Source organism: Variovorax defluvii, from assembly GCF_039541515.1.
Classification (GTDB): domain Bacteria; phylum Pseudomonadota; class Gammaproteobacteria; order Burkholderiales; family Burkholderiaceae_C; genus Variovorax; species Variovorax defluvii.
Genome location: NZ_BAABGJ010000002.1, coordinates 1 through 22,948 on the forward strand (window position 1 = coordinate 1; position 22,948 = coordinate 22,948).

Genomic DNA, 22,948 nt, shown 5'->3' on the forward strand with positions numbered 1-22,948 from the left:
TTGATCAGTCGATCAGGTTGTTATGCCAAGTGACGCAATCAAACAAAAGCTGATTCCAGACTCTATGAATTCGCCGTCTTGGCCAAGCCAGGACAGCAACTTTTTATGCCTGATGACCATAGCGAGGTGGTCCCACTCCTTCCCATCCCGAACAGGACAGTGAAACGCCTCAGCGCCGATGATAGTGCGGGTTCCCGTGTGAAAGTAGGTCATCGTCAGGCTCTTACAGCCCTCAAAAAGCCCGACCACCAAACACGGTCGGGCTTTTTGTTTTTTAACGCACGCCTCACACCTCGCCACGCTTTTCTTGGCGGCGCTGGATACGCTTGGCTTCCAGGCGATGGTTTCGTAAGAACGCCAGCAGGCGCGCCTCGGCCGCATACAGCCGGCGTATACCTTTATTCCGTGCTGTTAACTCCGCCCAGATTTCCGTCATTCCTCCAGCATCCGCCGCCAGCTTTGTGCCGAGCGCCAAAACCGCCGGGTGGATGTATGCCTTTTTGCAGACAGCGGGCGTATTCCCGAGTTGGCTCGCGACCGCAGCTAGGATTTCCCTGGCGTTGTAGCGCGTGCTCGCCTCAACATCCGCACCCTCAGCGCCGCATGCCAGCCGTGTGAGTTCAAGCGCTTGCACGGTGCCGTGCCAGGTACGGAAGTCCTTGGCCGTGAAGTTGTCGCCCGCCGCCTCTCGAAGGTAATCGTTGACGTCGGTCGACGACACGTTGCGCACCTGACCGTCCTCACCCTGGTACTGGAACAATTCCTGGCCCGGCAATTGCTGGCATCGCCGTACCACGCGAGCGACAACAGGGTCATCGACTTGTGCTTCGTGAAGAATCCCGCTCTTGCCACGGAAGCGCAGCTTCAGTGAAGCGCCACGGACGTCGACGTGCCTGTTCCGCAAGGTCGTGAGCCCATAGGACCGATTGGTGCTTGCGTACTCTTCGTTGCCGACGCGCATGAAGGTGACATCCAGCAAGCGCACGATGGTGGCGAGCACCGTGATCCGCTGAGGCGACCGCTCCTTCATGCCAGCGCGCAAATCGCGCACGACGCGGGCGCGAATCTTCGGCAATGCTCGGCCGAACAGTTCGAGACGCTCGAACTTTGTTTCATCCTTCAATAGCCGCCACTCGGTGTGGTAGCGATACTGCTTGCGCCCCCGCGCGTCGATGCCGGTCGCCTGCAGGTGGCCATTGGCCAGCGGACAGATCCACACGTCTGAGTACGCCGGCGGAATCGCCAAGCGGCGGATGCGCGCAATTTCGCTGGCGTCGCGAAGCGGACGACCTTCGACATCCCGATAGCGAAAGTGCGCGCCGTGCTTGATGCGGCGCAATCCGGGCATGGCCGGGTCGACGTAGACGAGACCGTTGGCGAGCGGGGTGGGACGGGTGCCTTCGGAAGCTGGCATGGCTTGGTCGAGATGAACCTACACCGTAATTTGCGAAGCTGCGCTCGCGAGTTGCCGCGGCCTTGTCCGGCTGTAGGACGCTGGGCGCGCCGCGAGTGCGAAGCCGTCTCTTCGCCGTGCAATCGGCGAGCGAGCGCACGAATCGTCATCCTCCATGAGGCTGCGCGATGTTTAGGGCGGCGCGTTGCCGCTCCCGTCTTCCGCCTGGTCCAGTCGCAACCCGCTCGACCCCTCACCCCGTCCGACCTGCCGCCGAAAGGCCGTCCAAAGCCAGCTCGACCCATCGATCCAGCGCGCCATGCGCCGGCTGCGCGTCACGTGCGCGCCTTCGCGCGGCACTTCCTCGTCGTAGAGCAACAGCCGTGCTCCCGCATTGAGCACCGTACCCTGGGCCGGATGGGTCTTCCTGGCGCCGTCGGGTTGCAGCACGGCCCCACGCTGCAGACGCTGCACGCGCCGGCCTTCTTCCATGAGTTGCACCGGCAGCAGCGGAATCCAGTGCGGCGGCACGGTCGATGACAGCACGTAGCGCGGTGGCGCCCCCCCGGCTGCGGGTGCCTGCGACGCAGGTGGGTCCTGGTTTTCCGCCCGCCGCACGGCCGCCTCCAGCGGGCCCTCGACGCTGCGCTCGATGGCCCACGCCAGATTGGCCATCTCGTCGCGCATGAGCACCACCTCTTCCAGCGCACTGCCCTCCAGGGTGCGACCCAGCGAGGGCGGCAGAAAAAACAGGTTGGCTTGCGGCCAATCGGTGAGCGCCTCACCCGCGCGCCGCAGACAGGCCAGTTGCCACATGCCCCAGTGCGGCTTGGGCAAGGCCGGGTCGCCAAGAGGGCGCAGCAGGCTGCGCACACCGAAGGTGTCGGTCACGACCAGCGAGTCCACGCGCGTCAGCGAGCCGACGGGCACCGTGAGCGGCACGACGAACCAGTCGTTGCCCCAGCCACCCGCGTACTCGATCGCCAGCAGATGGGCGAGGTCGGTGGCGCCCACCGGCAACAGGCCGTAGGCCAGCCGCGCATCCTCCATCTCCCAGAAGCGCGCGGCCGGCGCACCCTCGAAGACGATCGGCGCCGGCACGGTGGTTTCGACGATGGCATGCAGGTCGTGATCTCGATCGCTGTCCGTGCCCATGCGGACTTCGATGTTGCGGTCGAAGCTGCTCCAGTCGAGCCGGCCGTCGTCGTACTCGGCGGCGGTGAGCGCGATCTCATCCGCGGCCCGCTCGGACAGCCGGCCTGCGACGGAGACGGCGTACTCCAGGCGCGAGGGCTGCCACGCTTCGAAGGGTGCTTCAGGCGGGTCACCCGAAGCATCGGGTGCGGCTGCAGGTTCGTGGACCAGCCCGTCATACCAGGCCAGCCAGGCGCCTGCGGCCTGCTGCACTTCGGCGCGATCGGCCACCGCGATCTTCAGCGCCGGCTCCAGCACCACCTGGGCCGCGCCGCCGCTGCGAAAAGCGGCCGCCAGCCGGCGCGCATCGGGCGCACGTCCTGCCATCGTCTGAAGGAAAAGGGCGGTCTGCTCGTCCAGGGGCTCAGCCTCCGCCGGCCGGGGCGGCGGCGCCAGCGCAAAGCGTTTGACCATGGCGGCGCGATAGCTCTTCGACAGCGGCTGTGCGTCGAGCATGCGCAGGAAGTGCAGCCCGGCTTCGACCGCCAGCGTCAGCATGCGGGCGTCGTCCGGCCCAGCCGGCCGCATCGGCCGGCGTTCGACCTGGACCTCCAGCGGCATGGTCCGCGGGTCGTAGCGCGGTGCCTGCACCTGGGTGTCGTGCTTCAGCTCACCGAGCCAGCAGCACGAGAGCATGGCCGAGGTGGCACGCACGCGCGCGTGCACCGGCGAGCCGGTGTCCTCGGCCTGGAACTCGCCCACCTGCCACTGCCGCGCGAGCAGCCACAGCGGATCGAAGACGCGCGCGCCCGGCCCGCTGGCCATGGCCTCGTCGCGGCAGTGCGGTTCGAGCCGTGTCCAGCTGGTGATCGAGGCGTTGCTGGGCCCGGCGGGAGGAGGCGGCACCGGCTGCGGCGGGGGCGGCGGAGGGCGCGGCGGTGGCGGGCGCGGTGGCGGCGGCTCGGGTGGCTCCGGCGGCTCTCTCGGCTCCATGGGCTCGCGGGGTCGACGCGGCGCCGGCGCGATGGGTGGGAGCGGCTTGATCGGCTTGATGGCCATCACGGTTTCCTAGCGGATGAAGGCGGCGGCGTCGGTCGATACGGCATCGTCCTTCGCGTTGAAGGCGAGGTAGAGCGCCGGCAGGTACTGCGCCGTGTTGGTCAGCGCCTCCGGATCGATGGCCCGCAGCTTGGCCAGGTCGAGCGTTTCGGCCAGCACCCGCCAGACGCCCGCGATGGTCCAGTCCTCGTCCGGCGCAGGAGGCACCGCCAGCAGCACGCTCTGCGGCGCGCAGGCATCGGGCGGGTCGTACTGGAAGGTGATGGCCGTGGTCTCGCGCGGGCTCGGCACCACCTCGACCCACTCGTCGACGGCCAGTCCGCACAGCGTCTGCGCGGTGTCGAAGGTGGTCGGCGTGTGCAGCAAGAGCGAGAGCTTGCCCGCCGGCGGCCCGGTGTCGGGGTCGCAGGGCAGCGCGACCCAGCGTTCGCCGCGCACGAAGGGCAGCTGTGCCACGCGCAGGTTCGTCCGCTCCCCGGTGTTCAGCACCTCCGCGCCGCGCAGGCAGGCCGACAGGCGCGCCACCGGGTCGCGCACACGTGCGCTGCGTGCCAACCAGGTGTGGGGCGCGAAGACGTCGTCGTCCAGCGTGCCAGACTGGGCAGCCAGCGCGTCGGCCAGCTCGGCGCCGCCGGCAGCATCGCAGGCGAATCGGGGCAGGACGACGAAGCCGGGTCCGAAGACGGCGCGCAGACGCTCCAGCAACTGTTCACGCCGCGCGCGAAGTTCGGTGGCGGCCGGCGCGCTGCGCAATCCGCTGCCTCGCGCGATCCGTTGCTGGCTCTGCTGAAGCACGGCCGCCGCCTGCTGCCGCAGCGCGTCGCGTGCCGTTGCTTCTTCGCCGGGGGCGATGACAGGCACGGTCGGCGACATTCCGAAGCCGCCGAGCTTGAGCAAGGCTGCGCGCAGGCCTTCGGCGCTGCTGTCCGCACCTTGCTTCACCAGCGTGTCGAGCGCCTTGTGCGCGGTAGTCAACGCCTTCTCGGCCTTCAGCACGCGGGCTTCCAGCTCGGAGAGATCCAGCGTGCCGGCGCCCGCGCGTTCGGGGGGATTCAGGTCTTCCGCATCGGCGGCGCGCGCACCTGCCAGCAGCCGGCGCAGCGCGCGGGCCTGCTCCAGCACGTCGAGCAAGCTCAGCTCGCCGGCGGCCAGGTCGTCCGGACGCACGTGCCGGACGCGCAGGCGGGCCGCTGCGCCGAAGCCATTCGGTCGCGTGCGTGCGAGATGCAGCAGCCGCTGCTCGACGTCGTCTGGCGCGCGCTCGGCTGTGCGGTGACCCGCCGCCGGCTCCACGCCGTATACGACGTCGATGGGCGCGAGCTGCAGCTCGCTCAGCCGTAGCACCAGCGTCTGCACCACCGCGCCCGCATCGTCGAGCCTGTCGACGGTGCAGCGCACCTTGCGCGGATCGCCCATCAGCTTCGCCGCCCAGGCATTGAGCATCGGCTCTGCGCTGGCGCGCGCGGAGCTCGACACCGCGGCCCAACCCGTGGTCGAGGCGGGCTTGCCGCTCCACAGCGCCAGCACGCGGTGCGTGAGCGCGATTCCGCTGCGCGGGAAGCGGGCCACCTCCAGTTCGGGCGCGGGCGCATCGCCATGGGCGATCGCCGCCAGTGTGCTGGCGACGCGCGAGGTGTTGCCGCGCGCCATCTGGTAGGCGGTCTCGGCCGTGAGGGCATCGCCCAGGCCATCGATGGCATCGCCCAGCGCGTCGAGTTCGCGCGTCATCTTGTCCAGTTCGGCATCGCCGGCACCGGCCCTCAGCAACAGGGAGCGCAAGGGCCGCCCGTCCTCGCGCCAGCGGCTGTGCAGCACCAGCCCGTCGACCACGTTGTGGGCGGCGATGGATTCCAGGGGCTGGGTCTTGGGCTCCAGCTTGCCGCCCACCAGGGGCGCGAAGTCGCGCAGCGGCGCGACGAAGCGGTCCAGCCCCATGTCGTGCAGGTTGCGCTCGAAGCGGTAGCCGAGCAAAGCCCCGAGCGGCTGGCCCTGGCGCACACCTTCGAGCAACTGCGCGGCTTCCCGCACGCGGCGCGAGTTCAACTCGATGGCGAAGGGGCCGCCTTCCTGGGGCACGCCGCCGGCGCCGAGGTGGGCATTGCGCAGCAGCGCGGCCGCAGTGGCATGCGCCGTCGAGGGCGCATGGATGAAGCCGCTGTCGTTCGGCATCGCGACGAGCGGAGCGCTCTCGCCGGGCGGGGGCGCGACGGGACTCGCGGCCGCGGCGGGCGTGGGCCGCAGGTTCTCGACCCAGCCGTAGGCGCCCGCATAGATGCCTTCGGGCGCGGCGGCGCGCATCGCGGCCAGGCGCTTGGTGGCGAAGGAGCTGATCCAGGCATCGAGGCGATGCGCGCTCAGATCCAGCGTGCCCTGCATCAGCAACTGCAGCGCCTCGCTGTCGAGGGTGCGCAGCCAGGCCAGGCCGTCGCGGAAGGCGCCCAGCGAGGCGAGCGGCGGCTGTGCGAAGTCCGTCGCCGCCTCGAGGAACTCGCGGATCGTGCGATCGCCCGTCACCGCCGGCACTTTCAGTTCGAGCTGCCGCTTCCAGCTCAGGGTCGGCGCGGCGCCGGCGACCAGGTCCACCAGCTCGGGATCGCGCATCAGTATCGCGGCATCGTGGCCGGGCAGGCCGGCCGCGATCAATGCCGTCGCCTGTGCCAGCTCTCGCAGCAGCGCATGGCGCAGCAGGGTCTGCAACAGGCTCGCGCCGGCGGCGGGATCGGCCGGGTCGGGCCGCATCGAGGTCAGCGTATCGATGCTGCGCTGCGCGAGCAGAGCGGCGATGTAGTCCGGCTCGAGCATGTGCCAGGGCGAGACCTCGCCGGCCTGCACCAGCGGTGCGCCGACGGGGAAGTCCAGCTCGGCATGGATGGCGCGCGTGATGCGAGGCCGCCACGGAAAGCCGAGGCGATCCAGCAGGCCGGTCGCGATCGCGTCCTGCATGGCCAGGAAGCCGCTGCCCTGCAGGTCTTCGCCGAGGAAGGCCCGCAGGTGCTGGAAGTAGTGTCGGCCCAGCACCACGCGCGTGCCGTAGCTGCTGGAGACCGCGTCGGTGCGCATGACGTCGGCCAGGTCGGCATCGGGGTCGGGCGGCTGCCGGCGGCCCACGCGGGCCGCATCGCCCAACCGCGGCCGCCAGGCCGTGTCGCGCAGCTGCAGGAGGATGTTCTGCAGCCAGCGGTCGCGTGCCATTGCATCTTCTTCCGTAGCGCGCGGGCGCCATTGATCCAGCGAAGTCACGGGCAGGATGCCGTAAGGCTGGCGCCCCAGACGCAGTGCGGCGAAAGGGCCGGCGCTGCGCACGTGGTCGAGGAAATGCGAACGCGCCCAGTCGATGTGCGCCGGCGTGAGCCCGCTGCCTTCCGGGCCGGCGAGGTTGCTCAGGAAATAGCCCCACCCCACCGGCCACAGCGTGGTGTTCATGGCGCGCATGTCGGCGTCGGGCTGCGCGGCAGCGCCTGGCAGGCGGCCGAGCACGGGCGCGATCCTCTCGGCCGGGAGACCGAGCGCGAGGCCCAGGCGCCTGGCGTTCGATGCGGTGGTGAGCATGGCGGGGTCGGCCTGCACCTCGGTGGCGAAGCTCCGGGCCTGGCCGGGGTCGGACGAGGCATAGTCGGGCCGCCGGTCGGCCGTGTTGTTGGTCGGCGTGCCGGTTCGCACGAAACCGGCGCCGTCGGTGTAGTGATGCGCATCGAGCAGCTCGGCCAGCGCCGTCGCAGTGCTCTCGGCGTCCGTCGCCGCCGCCCCGAGCACGAACAGGCTGTCGAGACCGGCGGCGAGCAGCGGCGCGGGGACCGCGATGCGCAGCGCCATGCCGGCCTGCTCGGCGGCGTCGAAGTCGACCATCCAGCGCATGCCCTCGTCGACGGCCAGCTGGTCCGCCGCCACTGCCGCCGCGGGTGCGCGCGGATCGGGTCCGGCCGCGAGCGGCGTCCGCACTGGGCCGCCGCGCACCGCGATGACCGGCAGGCCGCCCGACTGCACGATCGCGATCCAGTGCGCGGGCATGAGGCGCGCGAGCGGCGGTCGGCGCCAGGCCGCGTCCTGTCCGTCGTCGACGACCGCGACGGCTGGCCACTGCGGCGCATCGGGCAAGGGCTGCGCCGCCGGCACGGGCGAGGCGGGCCGCTGCGATGCGTTGAGCGGCGCCAGCATCCGAGCGATCCACGCCGCGCGCGCCGCGCCGAAGCGGTCGGCCAGTTGGCGCCACACATCGGCGCGTGCGGCCGTGTCGGCGCCGGCGCGCCAGTCCTGCTCCCAGTAGTGCCGCCCCCATTCCTGCTCGCCCGGCATCAGCTCGGGCTCGTGCGAATCGAGGTGGATTTTGTCGGGGTAGATGCGCACGCGCAGCTCGCTGCTGCCGTCGGGTTGGGCGAAGAAGCGCGTTTCCAGCCGCACGGGCAGCAGCGCCAGCGGCCGGTCGCTGGCGCACAGGCGCTCGCCCATCAGCGCCGGCAACTGCGGCGGATGCGGCGCGGCGGCCGTGGTCGTGGTGGCTGCCGCGAGCGTCATGCCGCTGCGGAAAAAGGTGCTGCCGGAGACGTTCGAGGTGCCCATGTTCTCAGTGCTGGACCAACTGCGATGCGTGGATCGCGATGCGCACCGGCAACTGCCGCACGATGCCGGCCATGTGCGCCGCGTTGCGTCCCCACTGCAGGCCCTCGGTGGACAGGCCGGCCGGCGGGCCCGCACCGATACCGAGGTGGCTGGCGCCGCCGGTCGGCGTGTCTTCGTCCAGCCCGAAGCGCGGCTCGGTTGGATGCTCCTGGATCACGATGTAGTAGCCGGCCCCGCCATCCTTGCCTGTGGCTCTCTCGGCAGAGAAGTCGAAGCCGAAAAAGGACACGTCCGGCTCCAGGCTGCCGCGGAAGGCGGGTTGCCGCTCGGCGGCCGCATCTTCGCTCGGTGCGCGCACGCCGTTCGTGACGATGCCGGGCACCGCGAAGATCGCCGCATTCGGGTAGCGCCGCAGCAGTGCGCTGCGCATCAGCATCACGAACTGCTCGCGCACCGGCGCAGTCGCAGCATCGGCCAGCGGCCGGTCGGCCCACTGGTGCAGCGGCGCGATGTCGGGGCGCGGCTGCGCCGCGCCGCGCACATCCCAGAACTGGTCGAAGCAGGTGCCGCGCTGGTCGGTCGGAAAGCCGCGCCACAGCAGCTCGCGCGCCATCTCCACGTTGAGCCCGACCATGTAGGCCTCGACGAAGCGGCGGTTGGTTTCCAGCCCGATCACGCTGTCGGCCGGCACCGTCTGCAGGCCCGGCAGCAGCAGGTCCTGCGAGACGTCGCGCAGCGGCTCGTACATGGGCTGCGCGAAACGCGGCGCGGCCAGGATGGTGTCGATGCCCACCGCGGCGCTGGCTGGCGTGTCGACCGGCGGCAGCGCGCCCGCGCCCACCGCCACGGCGGCCCGCGCCAGCGCCACCAGCGTCTCGCGCGGGCGGGTCTGCGCGAGCACGGTGGTCTTGAGCTCGTCCAGGGCCATGGCCACCGGCGGGCCACGCAGGATCTTGAAGCGGCCCGGGTTGATGCGGCCCAGGTGCTCGCTCGCGGCCTGCCGGAAATGGTGGGCCGAGGGGCTGTCGGGCAACGCCATCATGATGACGACGGCCGGCACGTTGATCGGGGCACCCTCGGGCATGACCTGGAAGTTGGGTCGGCCGGAGAGCCCCTCCATCAGCACCTTCGTGAGCTCGCGGTACGGCCGGATCGTGATGTTCGACGGCAGGCGGGCACGCACCGCACTCACGGTGGCCTGGTCGGTGGCCGCCGGCGCGTCGAAGACCAGCCCGAGGTTGAGCATCGCCACCCAGTTGCGCGCGGGGGAGCGCGCCACGCCCTGCGCGGCGACGCGCCGCGTGAGGGGCCCGCGCTCGCGGCCGATGCGCCGCATCGCGGGGCTGGTGGCGGCGACCGGCACGGCCTTGTCGGCCATGCGTGCGACCAGGGTGCGCGTCAGTGTCTCGCCCGTGGGCATGGTTTCGGCCGTGCGGATGCGCGCGAACGCGGGCGCGCCCACGCGCAGCAGCGCGTTCGCGCCGAGCGCCACGAAGTGGCGCGTGTGCAGGCTGGTGCCCACGGCCAGGCTGAGCTGCAGCTGCCGCATGCGCTGGTTGGCCTGCTGGAGGTCGGCGGCCTGCTCCCAGGCGGCGGCCATCAGCGCCTCCTGGTGCTCCTGCACCACGCGCGTGCCGAAGGCGGCGACGGCCCGCGTGCGCGGGTCGAGGTTGAGCTGGTCCAGCCACTTCGGCACGCCGGGCGCCACGGTGGCGCGCGCCGCATGCCAGCGGCCGTAGACCGGGGGCGCGAGCAGCGGGTCCGCGTTCGGGTCGGCCGCTTCCTCGAGGCCAGGGCCGTTGACGATCTCGGCCAGGGCGGCCTGGAAAGGCGCCTCGGTGCCCGGCGGCCAGGGCGCGGGGGCATCGGGTGTCCCGATCGGCTGCAGCGCGCCTTCGAGGCCCAGCTGCGCGCCCGCCGGAAAGGTGGCGGGCAGTTCGAAGCCGGGTCGGCTGATGTCCATCGGACGGCGCCCCAGTCCCTCCGGCACGGGCTGGGGCTTCAGACGGCGTGCCAGCGATTCGAAGTCACCGCCGGGCCCGGTGCGGAATTCCCAATGGTGGTATGCGGGCAGGCGCAGGGGCAGCCGCGTGGCCGACGACCAGGCCGGCGCCAGCGCGTTCGCGGCGACCAGTTCCGCATCCGTGATCGGCAGCCCCAGCCCCGCCTTGCGCCCGAGTTCGAAGGTGGGCACCACGCAGGCGACGTAGTCCGTGTCGGCGGCCAGGATGCGCGGGCACAGCAGGCGCGACAGCGACAGCGCCGGCGATCCGGCGAGCGCCTTGCCGACCTGTGCCGCGCTGCCGTCGGCCGCTGCGGCCTGGGCATGCGCCCAGGCCCAGCTCTCGTCGAGGTCCGGCAGCTCCGTCGCGAGCTGCGCGGGGGCCGCGATCTGCAGCAGGGTGCAGGGCGCATCGGGCGCCGCGCCCAGCGTCACGCCATCCTGCCGCCGCACGACGACCAGGCAGAGCCAGGGCCGCAGCCTGCCCGTGGCATCGGCACGCGCGGGCGTGAAGAGCCAGGGGAAGTCGGCCCGGTCGAACTCGATGCTTGCGAAGTAGTTGGGCTCGAAGTCGATGCTGCCCGGGCGCGGCTCGCGGCGCACCACCTGGTGGGTGTCGATGCCGACCACGTCGGCCGGCCCGCGCAGGCGCACGGTGACGGGCGGTGCGGCACTGCCGTTGACGGACAGGACGGCCGGGAGATCGGCCACGGCCGGCTGCCCCGGGCCGAGCGAATCGGTGCGCGTGATGCTGGACGGCGCGCCCTGCCGCACCCAGGGCAGGAGGCTCAGGCGGGCGGGGGTGTCGATCGGTGGCATCGCGTCCTATGGCCTGTGACCTGTCAGCCCTGCACTTCGTGCAGTGGCACGACCTGCCAGCGCGCACCGCCGCGGTTGAGCGCACCAAGCCTGGCGCGGTACTCGCTCCAGGTGTGCAGCGTCCCATCGGCGGGGATCGGCGCGCCGTCGGCCAGCGGCACGATGGCCCAGCGCGGCGACTGCATCCGCACGCCCGGCGGCGGCGCTGCGGCCACGGCCGCCACATGCGGCTCATCGTCCGCTTCCGCCCGCCGCCTGAAGCGCGCCAGGCTGACGCCGCGCACCGGCGCCCGCGCCGCGGCACCCGTCGCGCTGAGCGCATGCAGTTGCGCGAAGGAGATGAAGAAGGGCGGCCGCGCGGGTGGGTCCTTCGGCGGCGGCCGGCTCATGTCGTCGATGACGATCGGCTCGTACCGGAGCGGCGCCCCGACGATCTCCGCCGCATCGAAGCTGAGCTCGTCGCTGCCGAAGAGCAGGCCGGCATCCATCACCTCGAAGGACGGGCCGGCCAGTTTCTCGTCGTCGCTCATCGTGAAGAACTGCGCCGGCGCGAACTGGTCGCGCAACGCCGTCGCCCCCTGCGGCCGGCCGTTGAGCGTGGCCTGGAGTTCGAAGCGCCGCGCGCCCGTCACCGGCGCGCCGCCGAAGATGTCGACATCGCGCGCGGTGTTGAGCGGCACCACCTGCTGCTTCACCACCACGCGGCCCAGCGGGTCCAGCACGATCGGCCCACCCGCCCCGCCTGTCGTCAGCTTGCGCAGGGCCACGCCGTGGCTGGCATGAGGCGGCGCCAGAGTGGTCCAGCTCTGCGGCGTGCCCAGCGCCTTGTGCAACTCGGCCAGCACGTCCACCGCAGGCGGGAGCGGCGGCTTCTCGCCGCCGATCAGCGTCTTGTCGAAGCGCACCGAGAAGTCGCACCACAGGATCTCGAAGGAGGCCCTGCCGCTCACCCGCAGCGGACGCGGGCCTTCCAGCTCGCCCTTGAGCGACACCTTGAACAGGTTCCTCGAGCCGCGCTTCAACTGCACCGAGGCATGGAAGTCCGCCAGGAAGTGCAGCGGCACCCACTGGATCAGAACGTCGAAGCCGATGTCGCCGTGCAGGCTGAAGCCATAGGCCGCCGCGTACAACTGCGCCCGCGCACCGAACTGCAGCGTGTTGGAAGTGATCGCGAAATAGGCCTCGCAGGTGATGCGCGGGTTGTCGCCCGAACACAGCGCGATGGCGATGCGGTCGAGGCGCGGCAGCGGGGCCGGCGGCGCGAAGCGCGGGTTGAGTCCGCCCACCGCCAGCACGAAGCCGGCGCCCGGCCCCGCACCCCAGCGCGCGCGCAGGGCCATGGCGCCGGTCAGGGCGAACTTGTGCGCCAGGCGCGAATCGACCAGCACCGCATCGATGGCGGCGGTGCCTTCGTCGAAGTCGAGCACGCCCATCGCATCGAGGTTGAGGCGCACCAGGTCGTTGTCGCGCGAGGGCAGCATCGAGCTGATGCGGCCGAGCACCAGCAGCCGCGAGCGCGCGCCGAACTGCAGGATCAGCGCCAGGTCGAGCTGCACCAGTGTGGGCGTGGCCCAGCCGATGCGCGCGAGCAGGCCCAGCAGATAGCTGCCGCGCAGCGCGGGGAAGGCGCTGGCCAGCGATCGGATCACGGCTGGCGCATTGCTGACCGGGTCACGCGGAAACAACAAGTTGGCCAGCGTGCCGTTGGCCAGGCCGGCGCGCAGCACGTCCTGGTCGAAGCTGCGGTTGACCGCCACCATGCCGCCGATGCCCTGTAGCGTGAAGCCCATGCCCAGCGGCACGGGCCGAAAGTCTTCGGCCGTGATGAACACGATCATCGAGAAGCCCGGCCGGCCGTCGGGCATCTGCGTGGCGATCAGCCCGAAGGCCTTGAGCGTGATGGTCTCGTGCAGCGACAGCTGCATCGCGCCCGCGTACAGCTTCTGCGCCTCGTCGTGGAAGAGGAAGCCGCCGCCGGTCAGCACGCCGCCCGCTTCCACCGACAGCCCGACGCCCCCGGGCGGCTTGAAGCCCAGCGCGAGGTTCGCCACGCCCAGGTTGCCGCCCGTGGGCGGGAAGCCCAGGCGACCGGCGATGCCGATGCGGTCGAGCACCGCCTTCAGCGGCCCGATCGAGGCCGCGACGCTGGCCGACACCTCCGCCACCACCTCGGCCTCCTGCGGCTTGATCGCGAGGTTCAGGGCGGACAAGGTGACGCCGCCGACGGACAGGCCGACCGGCACCGAGGCCTCCAGCGTCGCGCTGCCGCGCAGCGTGAGCCCCTTGTCGCTGGACCAAGCCAGTCCCAGGTCGCCCTGCGCGCGCAGACCGCCGCTCGGCAGGATCGCGTCGAGGAAGCCGTCGCCGCCGCCTGAAGCGATGACCACCGTCGCCTTCTGCACGTCCGCCGACATCGCCAGCAATGCGCGGTCTTCCGACAGCGCGAACTCCAGCGCCAGCCGCGCGCCTACCACTTCGATGCGTGCGCCGTCGGGCTGCCCCATCACGTACGGCGGCTGCGCGTCGATGGGCGCGAGCGTGGCCGATGCGCTGCCCTTCGCTTCCACCGTGCCAGGGCTGGCCAGCAGCGTCACGCCATGGCGCCCCCACGCCACGACATCGATGCCCGCGCCGAACTCGGCCGCGAGCGTCCACGGGCCGGCAGTGTCCTGCAGCGCGATGCTCCCGAAGGGGCTGATCACCAGGCCCAGGTCGCCCTGCTGCGCCGCCGACAGCGAGAGCACCAGGCCGGACTCGGCCTTGGCGCCATAGAGCGGATCGTCCACGTACACGATCAGCGCGTGCGACATCAATGCCGCCGCATCGCCCAGGGCGGCCACTTCGAAGGGCTCGACGCCGTAGCGGCAGCTCAGGCCCAGTGCGCGCAGCAGGCGGGCCAGGCGCGGGAACAGCTTGCCGGCCATCGCATGGGCATCGGCCTCGGTCTGCATGGGGTTGCCGTACTCGGCGCGCAGCACGGCCATCGGGTCCTTCAGCAGCGCGGGCAGGCGGCCGAGCTGCCAGCGGTCGAGCCGGTAGCTGTCGCGCACCAGGCGGCCGTCGCGCACCACCGGCTCGCTGGGCGGGCGTTCGTCGCCGGGTTCCAGCAGCGTCAGCAAGGCGGCTGCGGGGCGTGCGGCGGGCACGCGGTTCTCGAGGAAGCCCATCACCAGCAGGTCGACCAGCTCGCGGCCCAGGCCTTCGAGGGCGGCGAGCGGGCCTTGCTGCTCCAGCCGCTGCAGGGACTCGACGGCCTGCGCGGCGGCATCGAGGACGGCCGCGATGGATTCGAACGAAGGCGTCTGCTGCACAGCCAGGACCTCGATGCGCCGCCGCAACTCGGCCACGGCGGAGAGCGCATCGATCAAGGCGTCGTGTTCGGCGTTCGGCGGCACGCCCAGCGTCACCAGCAGCCGCTGCAGCCGGGCCGGCTCGTCCACCACCTGCAGGATGGGGTCGAGCAGGGCGGCCAGGCCGCGCGAGAGCGAGTCGAAGAGGTTCGCGCTCATGGTGGCGGCGCTGCAGACGCCATCTGGCGCGGCACGAGTTCGGGGAAGGCGGCGTCGTCCGGATCGAGCGGCACCACGTAGTCGCTGAGCTGGATCTCGCCATCCTTGTCCTTGCGCCAGCGCACCGTGTGGTGCAGCCGGCGCAGCGCCACGTTGCTCGGGTGCCAGTCGAAGCTGATCTCGCAGAAGTTGTTGGTGCCGATCACGCGATTTACCGCGCCGCCGGCGTTGAGCATGCGGTACTTGGCCGCGGCCAGCCGCAGCGCCTCGGCGGCCATCTTGCGCTGGTCGGGCGTGGCGCCGGCGGGCAGCAGGGGGATGGGCGTGGTGTCCACCGGTACCGTGACTTCGGGCGGCGTGAGGTAGTCGAGCCGGTAGCTGTAGTCGGGCGGCGTCTGCGGATCGACCGCGTTGCCCAGAACCCAGCCGTCCGGCGCGGTGGCCAACGTCGGCTGGTCGAGCGTGAGGGTGTAGAGCGGCACGAAGCCGCCGGCCGCGGCCAGGCCGCCCTGGCCCACCTTCCTGCCCGATCCGACAGCGGTGTTCCAGCCCACGTAGCCCTGCGGCGTGGTCTTCGGGATCAGCAGCCAGGCGATCCAGTTGGGCGCGAAGTCGTAGCCCTTGCGCTGAAAGCCGAGCGTGTTGCCCGTCTCCTTGCGGAACGAGCTGGCCACCAGTTGCGCAATCACCGCCTTCACCGGCTGGGGCGTGATGTCTTCCAGCCGCGTCGTCGCCTTGTAGAGCAGCCGCGAGGCGAAGCTGAAATGCACGTCGCCCGACACCAGCGCCAGCGCGCCGGTGCGTTGCCCGTTCACCAGCGGCAGCTTGTCGCTGAGGCTCACCATCAGCCGGTCGAAGTGCAGCGAGGGCAGCTCCCAGGCCTCGTACACGTCAGGGTAGTGCTCGAAGATGTTGGCGACCAGGTCGTGCCGCGCCGCGGAGCGGATCGCCTCCACCGGTGGCGCGTTGGTGGTCATCACCACGATCAGCATGCGCTCGCCGGTCGGCGGCGTGCCGCCGATCTGCAGCGCCAGTTGCTCGGCGGGAATGAGCACGCCGCCGCCCACGCGGCCGTTGGGAAAGGCGCGCCACGAACGCGAGTCGGTGAAGATCACCTGGTGCCCCGGCCCCTCGACCGTGTAGTGGTAGAGCAGCGAGCCTTCGTCGTGGAACACCGCGTTGGCGGGGCGCGTGGCGAGCGTGGCCTCTTCGTGCACGCCGACCAGCGTGCGCAGCGCGGCCCCCTTGCTCTCGTAGGCACTGTCGCTGACGATGCCGTCGACGAGTTCGAGCAGGGCCTTGCCCGGGGGCTTGGGCGCGCCGGGCGCCGCATCGTCGAACACCTCCGGCACGTTGCCCCAGTGCTGGCACAGCGCATAGGCCACCAGCGCGTTCTGCGCGAGGCGCAGCCCCAGCGGATGGCCGTAGAGCGAGCTGCAGGTGTCGCGCGTCATGTTCCAGTCGTCCGTCACCTCGTGGTCGTCGAAGATCATGTAGCTCGGGATGTTGGCGAGCATGCGCCGCACGTCCTTCAGGTCCTTGCGGAACAGGTCGATCTTGACGGCGTCGCGGTCCATGCCGAAGTGCTGGCCTTTCTTCGTGCGTTGGCCGAACCAGCGGCTCATCGCGTCGGCGTCGCCGCCCAGCACCGCGCGCGTGGCCTTCGTCACGTCGCCGAAGTTCGGCATGTCGGCAGGCCACAGCACATCGGACCAGACCATCAGGTACATGCACAGGTACTCGCCCAGCGAGATCAACTGGCCATCGAGGTCCTCGGAAGTGAAGCCCGCCTTCTCCAGCGGTTCGCGGCGCAGGTAGGGCAGCAGCTTGTCGACCGTGGCCTTGTTGCCGGCGTCGTCGAACGGAATCTCTTCCTGCCAGCCCAGCAGCACGTGCGCGGCGTCGGACAGCACCATGAGCAGCGAGGCCGCCACGTCGTCCGCATAGATCTGGTCGCCGGTCAGCAGCAGCTGGTGCGGCCGGGCCAGCGGATTGGCGGCGGCCTGTGCAATCAGCTTGTCGCCGATGGAAAAGGTGTCGCGCCCGTTGCCGTGCGGGATGCGGCAGGAGCCGCACAGAATGCGCAGGTCGTCGAGCGAGGCCGGCGGCAGGCAGAAGCTGGGCAGGCCGAAGGGCACGTAGGCGAAGGCGGCGGGCAGGGTGGTGGTGCCGGTCGCCTCGGCCAGGTTCATCGCCTGGTTGTCATCGAAGGCGAAGGCCAGGTCGTAGCGATAGACCACGCCTTCCACCAGGTCCGGCGAACCGCTCGTCGGCGTGGCCGTGACGCAGACGATATGCAACTGCGTGCCGAGGGCGACGGTGTGGCGCCGGCCGCTGGCGCGCGTCGCCCCGAGCGCCTCGGGCGCATCCAGCACCGTGAGCGTGACTTCGCAGCCGATGCGTGTCGCGAGCCAGACGCTGACCGTGCGCGGCGCCACCTTGCGCAGGATCGGACCGCACAGCACGCGCGGCAGCGAGGGAAGGGCGGCGGCGAGCGATTGCCAGGCCATGGGCGCCGCCCGTCTTCAACGGGTGGTGCGCCGGGCTGGCGCAGACGGACGCAGGCCCGGCGCGCGGGCGGCAAGGCGCAGTCTCATCGAGCCTCCTAGGGCGCGCTGCTTCTGGGGCGGCGCGGCTGACCGAAGGGCGCCATCGTGGCGCAGGGCCCAGGGGAATTCAAGCCGGCGGACGGCCTATATGGCGAAGGGTGTAGGGAGGCGCGAGGCCACTGGGGCGGCGTCTTGCCGGCAAGCCGCAGGTTGTTTGTCGCGAAAGCTGACGATTCTCACGCAGGGCAGGCGAGATTTCTCACCATGCCGCGATGCGAACCTTCCATTGCTTCATTTCCACAGTGTTCATGTCCCTTTTGCTCGGCGCCTGCGGCGGTGGCGGCGGCAGCGGGGGAGCCGAATGGGCGGCCGTGGCTGCGCTCTGGGCTGCACAAGGCCTCTACACCGCCCCCGCACCTGCGCCCCGCCCTGAGCCGGGAACAGCACCTGAACCCGCGCCCGTGCCTGCCCCCGCTGTTCCGAACGAGCCGGCCATGCTGACGAGCGTCGACGGCGAAGCGGTGGGGGCGAACTGCGGCTATGGCGGCAAAAAGGTCATGACGGGACGGGACAGCAATGCCAATGGCGTGCTGGACGCGGAGGAAATCAGCAGCACGAGCTACATCTGCAATTGCGCTTCCGACGGCTGGGTCGACGCGACCGGCACAACGGTCCAGGCGCAGTCCAACATGTGCTACATCGCTCGCGACGATGCGGCGCAGGTGGTGCTGACCCTGCCTGCCAATCCGGACGTCGGCGCCCTGGTGCGCGTCAAGGGTGGGGGCGCTGGAGGCTGGAAGATCGCGCAGAACCCGGGCCAGGCCGTGTACGCCGACAAGCTGGGTGGCATGGCTGGTGCCGTCTGGACAGCGCGCGACTCCGATCGACGCTGGGCATCGGTAGCCTCCTCGGCCGACGGCAGCAAGCTGGTGGCGTCGGCTTGGGGCGGTCGGATCTACACCTCGACCGACAGTGGTGCGACCTGGATCCCACGCGCGACCGATCGTGGATGGTATGGCGTGGCTTCTTCGGCTGACGGCAGCAAACTGGTCGCGTTGGACAGGTTCAATCCGATCCAAACGTCGAATGACGGCGGTGTGAGCTGGTCTGCACATGGGCCCATCGGGGATTGGGCTTCAGTGGCGTCCTCGGCCGACGGTCGCAGCCTGTTGGCGGTGGAGTTCACCGGTCGGATCCACGTCTCGACGGACGGCGGCGAGAACTGGACTCGGTGCACGGGGCCCAATGCGCCCTGTGATCGTGATCGGTATTGGAGCTCGGTCGCTTCCTCTGCCGACGGCAGCAGGATGGTGGCAGTGGAGTGGGGCGGCCAGATCTACACGTCGGCCGATAGCGGTGTGAGCTGGACCGCCCATGAATCCACTCAGGACTGGTACTCGGTGGCTTCATCGGCCGATGGCATGAAGCTCATGGCAGGGGTGTACGGCGGTCAGATCTACACCTCCGTCGACGGCGGCGCGAATTGGACCGCGCGCGAGTCCAGTCGACCATGGCAAGAGACGGCCGCCTCCTCCTCCGACGGCAGCAGGCTCGTGACCGCGGTGGCCGGCGGCCAGATCTACACGTCGGACGACGGCGGCGTGAGTTGGACAGCACGCGAAACCGATCGAGCCTGGAGTTCGGTCGCCTCCTCCGCCGACGGCAGCAAGATGGTGGGCGTGGTCGATGGGGGGTGGATCTACACCTCCGTCGCCACGACCACCCCGGGCGTCGATGGTTCGGTCAGCGGCACCGCAGCCGACGGCATCGAACTGCAATACGTGGGCGGGGGCATGTTCAACGTGCTGAGCCATCAGGGCAGTCCGGCACACCGATAGCTGCCATCCGCGGCACGCTCAAAGCCTTGACGCTGGCCGCAAGTCGAGATCCCACAGCACATCCGCCCCCATCCGGAACACGGTGGCCGGCGGACGCGGGCAGTCGCGCATCACCATGCCCACGGGCAGCGAGAGGCCGGGGCGGCCGCTGCCGATGAGCACCGGCGCGATGCTCAGGTGCAGCCGGTCCATGCAGCCCTGCGCGATGAAGCGCGAGACGGTGACGCCGCCGCCCTCCACGAAGAGCACGCGCAAGCCGCGCTCCTGCAGCGCATGCAGCAGGAGCGGCAGGTCGAGCCTGCTGTCCTCCTTCAGCAGGCCGGGCACGCCCAGGACTTGATCGGCCCCGACCAGTGCGGCCGCCTCGGCCTCGCGCACCGCGTCGCACACCAGGAGCGTCGGCGCCTGCCCGTCCGTGAACACACGCAGCGTCGGCGCGAGTCGCAGCGACGGATCGATCAGCACGCGCACCGGGTGCTCGCCCGTCACCCGGCGCGTGGTGAGCTGCGGGTTGTCGATGGCGGCTGTCGCCGCGCCCACGATCACCGCGTCGCTCAGGGCGCGCAGCCGGTGCAGGTGCACCAGCATCTCGGGGCCGTTCACGAAGTTTGCGTCGCCGCCGCGCGTGGCGATGCAGCCGTCGAGGCTCTGGCCCAGCTGGCCGATGACCCAGGCCGGGCCTTCGGGCGGGTGGTCGAGCAAGGGCTTGAGCAGCGAGAAGAGTTCGAGCGCCTCGGGGTGCCACGCCTTCGGATCGAGCACGAAGCCCTGCGACCCCTGGTGCCGGAAGCGCCGGGCCGCATCGGGCTCGGGCGCAGGCCCGTTGCCGCGCCGATGGCGCGCGATGGCCAGGCACAGCGGCCAGAGTGCGTCCACGCCGGGCAAGGTGCGCGGGGCGGTCGTGAAGGCAGGGGGGTCGTAGGCAGTCACCACTTGGGCTTGTAGTAAGGGTCGTCGGTACCGGTCGGAAGGCCGGGGCCACCCCATGCGGCGAGCGCCAGCGCGGCCGCGACCCAAAGGGCGGCCACCAGGGCCACGATCAGCGGTTCCACCCAGGTCCTGGCGCGCGGGCCGGGCGGTGCGGCGGGGCGCTGCAGGCGGCGTCGCATCCAGCGCACCAGCGGGCCGGCGGTGAAGGCGCCCGCGAGCAGCAGCAGCGTCAGGGGCCGCGCTTCCGTCAGCACGGCGGTGGCCTGCATCAGGCTCAGCCAGGCCAGCGCGGCGACGATGGCGCCGCTCGCACCGAAGGCGATGCGCACGATCGGCCAGAGCCACAGCGCGCAGCCGCCGACCGCGGCAGCCAGCGCCAGCGCCAGTTCGAAGAGCAACGCGGAGCCGGCCATCATCGCGGCCGCCGCCAGGCCCAGGCTGGACAGCACCAGCACCGCGGCCGCGTCGGCGCGCGCCGCGTATTCGCGCAGCACGGCCCTCAGCACCGCCAGGCCCAGCAACCAGATGCCGAGCAGCAGCGGCAGCGCACGCGTCGGCAGGACGGCCAGCACCAGGGCCCACAGGATGCCGGCGGCCAGCCACTCGGTGCGCCGGCCGGCGTGCAGCGCCTCCAGCACCAGGCCCAGCAGCGCCGCCGCCGCGTAGATCCACGGCAGCCGCTCGGTGAGCGTGCCGGGCGGCATCTGCCAGCCCAGTTGCCACACGGCGGTGCCGACGATGGCCAGTGCCGCGCCGGCCGCGGCCCAACGCCGCCCTTGCACCGGGCCGAGCGCGCCGCGCAGCATGCCGGTCACCATGAAGGCGACGAGCAGCGGGAGCGCGAGGCTCTGGATCAGCGGGTGGTGCAGGTCCATGGTGCCGACCGTGACAGGAGGCCTGGCTGTGGCCCTCAAGGCCCCAGCGGGTGTTGTGGCGAGACGCCCTGCGCCAGCGCCGCCGCTCGCTGCGCCTCGAGGGCGCGCTGGAAGCCCTCCCGTTGCTGCAGCCGGGCCCAGTAAGCAGCAACCGCTTTCGGCCACTGCGGCCGAAGGCCCAGCAGTTCGCCCAGCATCAGCGCGTAACCGACCGAAATGTCGGCGGCGGTGAAGCGGTCCGCACTCAGGAAGTCATGCGTCTGCAGCACGGCGTCGATCCAGCGCAGCCGTGCCAGGGTCCACTTCGTATAGTCTTCCGCCGCCTGTGGCAGCTTGCGCCCGTCGGGTTCGAAATGGGCATAGCGCAGCACGATCGTCTGCGGAAAAGTCAGTGTCGCTTCGCCCTGATGCAGGCCGTTGAGCCAGGCGCCGAAACCCGGCTCCTGCGGACGCACCGCCAGGCCCCGGAGGTTCTGCGGATCGAGGCGCTCGGCCAGGTATTGGCAGATGGCGGCCGACTCGGTCATGCGCGTGTCGCCATCGACGAGGAAGGGAATGGTGCCCAGCGGGTTGATCTCGAGATAGCTGCGCTGAAGGGCCCGCGGCGGGAAGGGCAGCATGCGCAACTCGTACGGCGCGCCGAGCTCTTCGAGCATCCAGAGCGGGCGGAAGGAGCGGGCACTGACGCAGTGGTAGAGAAGGACCATGATGGCGCCACTCTAGCGGCCCGGACTGCATCCACACCGAGGGTCGCACCCGATGGCGTCGCCGCCGCAGGGGACGAAGTCGCCTGCATGCCTGGTGGAGAATCCCAGTCCATGAGCTCAAGCCAAGACATCGTCATCATCGGCGGCGGCCATGCCGCCGCACAGCTTTGCGCCGGCCTGGCGGAAGCGGGACAAGGCGCCCGCGTGCACCTGGTGTGCGAGGAGGACTGCATCCCCTACCACCGCCCCCCGCTGTCCAAGACCTTCCTCAAGAGCCCTGACGAGACGCCGCAACTGCACCGCGCCGAGGCCTGGTATGCGGAGGCCGGCATCACGCTGCACCTGGGCGATCCGGCCCTGTCCATCGACCGGGCGGCGCGCACCGTCGCGCTGCGGTCGGGCGCCGTGCTCGGCTGGCATCGCCTTGTGCTGGCCACCGGCACGCGCGCGCGCCGGCTGCCGGCGCTGGTGGGCCTGTCGAACGTCGCCCTGCTGCGCGCGGCGGACGAAGCGGCGCAGCTGCGCTCGATGCTGTCCGCGGCGCAGCGGGTGACGGTGCTGGGCGGCGGGTTCATCGGCCTGGAGGTGGCGGCCACCGCACTGGCGCTGGGCAAGGAGGTGACCGTGCTCGAAAGCGCGCCTCGCCTGCTCGCGCGAGCCGTATCGCCGGCGCTCTCCGAGCATGTGCTGGCGACCCATCGCGCGGCGGGCATGGGCATCCGGGTGGGCGCGAAGACCGGCGAATGGCGCACCGAAGGCCAGCGCCTGGCAGCCATCGAAGTGGACGGCGAGGCGCTGCCGGTGGACCTGCTGATGGTGGGCATCGGCGCCGTGCCCGAGACTGCGCTCGCACAGGCTGCGGGGCTGGAGTGCGCCGACGGCATCGTCGTCGATGCCTACATGCAGACCAGCGACGAGGCCGTGCTCGCGGTGGGCGACTGCACGCGCTTTCCCGATCGCCGCGGCGGGCCGTCGCTCCGGCTGGAATCGGTGCAGAACGCCAACGACCAGGCACGCACCGCGGTCGCCACGCTCACCGGCGCGGCGCGGCCGCACGATGCCGTGCCGTGGTTCTGGTCGGACCAGGGCGTCCTGCGGCTGCAGATGGCAGGGCTGGTCCCCGCATCGGGCACGCCGGGGGAGCAGATGGTGCGCCGGCCCGGCGCCAACGCGGCTTCCTTCTCGCTGCTGCATTACGTGGACGGCCAGCTGCGCTGCGTGGAATCGGTCAACGCACCGGTGGACCACATGATGAGCCGCAAACTGCTCGAAGCCGGCCGCAGCCCCGACCCGGCGGTGGCCGCGGACCCCGCCGTGCCACTGAAGACGCACCTCGCCTAGGATCGGGCTGCGATGAGCTGCTTGCGCTGGTCGGTGGCCGCGCTCTTGCGCAGCTCGGCATCCATGGCGCGGGTGCCGGCGGCGAGGGCGGCTTCGTAGCTGTCGTAGTTGTCTTCGGCTGCTTTCATGACCTTCTTCGGCGCGCCGCCGTCGTCGGTCTGCAGCAGGGTCCAGACGAAGGCGCCGGGCGCGGCTTCGTCGATGGTGAGCTTGAGAGGAGGATGTTTCATAGCCC

The 22,948-nt window shown here is 71.0% G+C and carries 12 protein-coding genes and 1 rRNA gene; 3 read left to right on the top strand and 10 right to left on the bottom strand.

Annotation, left to right across the window (positions count from 1 at the left end):
- Positions 1-108: 108 nt before the first annotated feature.
- Positions 109-221, top strand: a 5S ribosomal RNA gene (gene rrf / locus ABEA07_RS01400).
- A gap of 65 nt (positions 222-286) precedes the next feature.
- On the opposite strand, the gene ABEA07_RS01405 is transcribed toward rrf, so the two are convergent.
- The 6 genes from ABEA07_RS01405 to ABEA07_RS01430 form a co-directional block, all read right to left on the bottom strand.
- Positions 287-1,414, bottom strand: coding sequence for a DNA topoisomerase IB (locus ABEA07_RS01405; RefSeq protein ID WP_345535400.1), 1,128 nt, complete (start codon positions 1,412-1,414; stop codon positions 287-289).
- A gap of 171 nt (positions 1,415-1,585) precedes the next feature.
- Entirely contained in the window at positions 1,586-3,586 is a 2,001-nt protein-coding gene (locus tag ABEA07_RS01410; protein ID WP_345535401.1) for a hypothetical protein, read from the bottom strand.
- Positions 3,587-3,595: 9 nt separating this feature from the next.
- Positions 3,596-8,143, bottom strand: coding sequence for a hypothetical protein (locus ABEA07_RS01415; protein ID WP_345535402.1), 4,548 nt, complete (start codon positions 8,141-8,143; stop codon positions 3,596-3,598).
- Between the two features lie 4 nt (positions 8,144-8,147).
- Entirely contained in the window at positions 8,148-10,964 is a 2,817-nt protein-coding gene (locus ABEA07_RS01420; RefSeq protein WP_345535403.1) for a hypothetical protein, read from the bottom strand.
- 23 nt (positions 10,965-10,987) lie between these two features.
- On the bottom strand, positions 10,988-14,473 hold the full coding sequence (locus ABEA07_RS01425; RefSeq protein WP_345535404.1) for a DUF6603 domain-containing protein: 3,486 nt from the start codon (positions 14,471-14,473) through the stop codon (positions 10,988-10,990).
- The gene (locus tag ABEA07_RS01430) at positions 14,470-16,983 is read right to left on the bottom strand and encodes a hypothetical protein (protein ID WP_345535405.1); all 2,514 of its coding nucleotides are present in this window, start codon (positions 16,981-16,983) and stop codon (positions 14,470-14,472) included. The genes ABEA07_RS01425 and ABEA07_RS01430 overlap by 4 nt, the downstream gene beginning before the upstream one ends.
- Before the next feature lie 533 nt (positions 16,984-17,516).
- On the opposite strand from ABEA07_RS01430, the gene ABEA07_RS01435 reads away from it, so the two are divergent.
- Positions 17,517-18,860, top strand: coding sequence for a WD40/YVTN/BNR-like repeat-containing protein (locus tag ABEA07_RS01435; RefSeq protein WP_345535406.1), 1,344 nt, complete (start codon positions 17,517-17,519; stop codon positions 18,858-18,860).
- Positions 18,861-18,878: 18 nt separating this feature from the next.
- On the opposite strand, the gene ABEA07_RS01440 is transcribed toward ABEA07_RS01435, so the two are convergent.
- From ABEA07_RS01440 to ABEA07_RS01450, 3 genes are read right to left on the bottom strand one after another with little or no spacing between them, the layout of a single operon-like run.
- A complete protein-coding gene (locus ABEA07_RS01440; protein ID WP_345535407.1) occupies positions 18,879-19,790 on the bottom strand; it encodes a RibD family protein in 912 nt (303 codons plus the stop codon).
- Positions 19,787-20,665, bottom strand: a complete 879-nt coding sequence (locus tag ABEA07_RS01445; RefSeq protein WP_345535408.1) for a hypothetical protein — start codon at positions 20,663-20,665, stop codon at positions 19,787-19,789. Before ABEA07_RS01445 ends, ABEA07_RS01440 begins: the two co-directional genes overlap by 4 nt.
- A gap of 35 nt (positions 20,666-20,700) precedes the next feature.
- Positions 20,701-21,372: a glutathione S-transferase family protein gene (locus ABEA07_RS01450; protein WP_345535409.1), complete on the bottom strand. Its 672-nt coding sequence runs from the start codon at positions 21,370-21,372 to the stop codon at positions 20,701-20,703.
- Between the two features lie 111 nt (positions 21,373-21,483).
- Here ABEA07_RS01450 and ABEA07_RS01455 point away from each other — a divergent pair, with 111 nt between their 5' ends.
- Positions 21,484-22,713 (top strand): NAD(P)/FAD-dependent oxidoreductase, encoded by a 1,230-nt coding sequence (locus tag ABEA07_RS01455; protein ID WP_345535410.1) that lies wholly within the window; start codon positions 21,484-21,486, stop codon positions 22,711-22,713.
- Here ABEA07_RS01455 and ABEA07_RS01460 read toward each other — a convergent pair.
- Positions 22,710-22,943: a hypothetical protein gene (locus ABEA07_RS01460; protein ID WP_345535411.1), complete on the bottom strand. Its 234-nt coding sequence runs from the start codon at positions 22,941-22,943 to the stop codon at positions 22,710-22,712. The genes ABEA07_RS01455 and ABEA07_RS01460 overlap by 4 nt on opposite strands.
- Positions 22,944-22,948 lie beyond the last annotated feature (5 nt).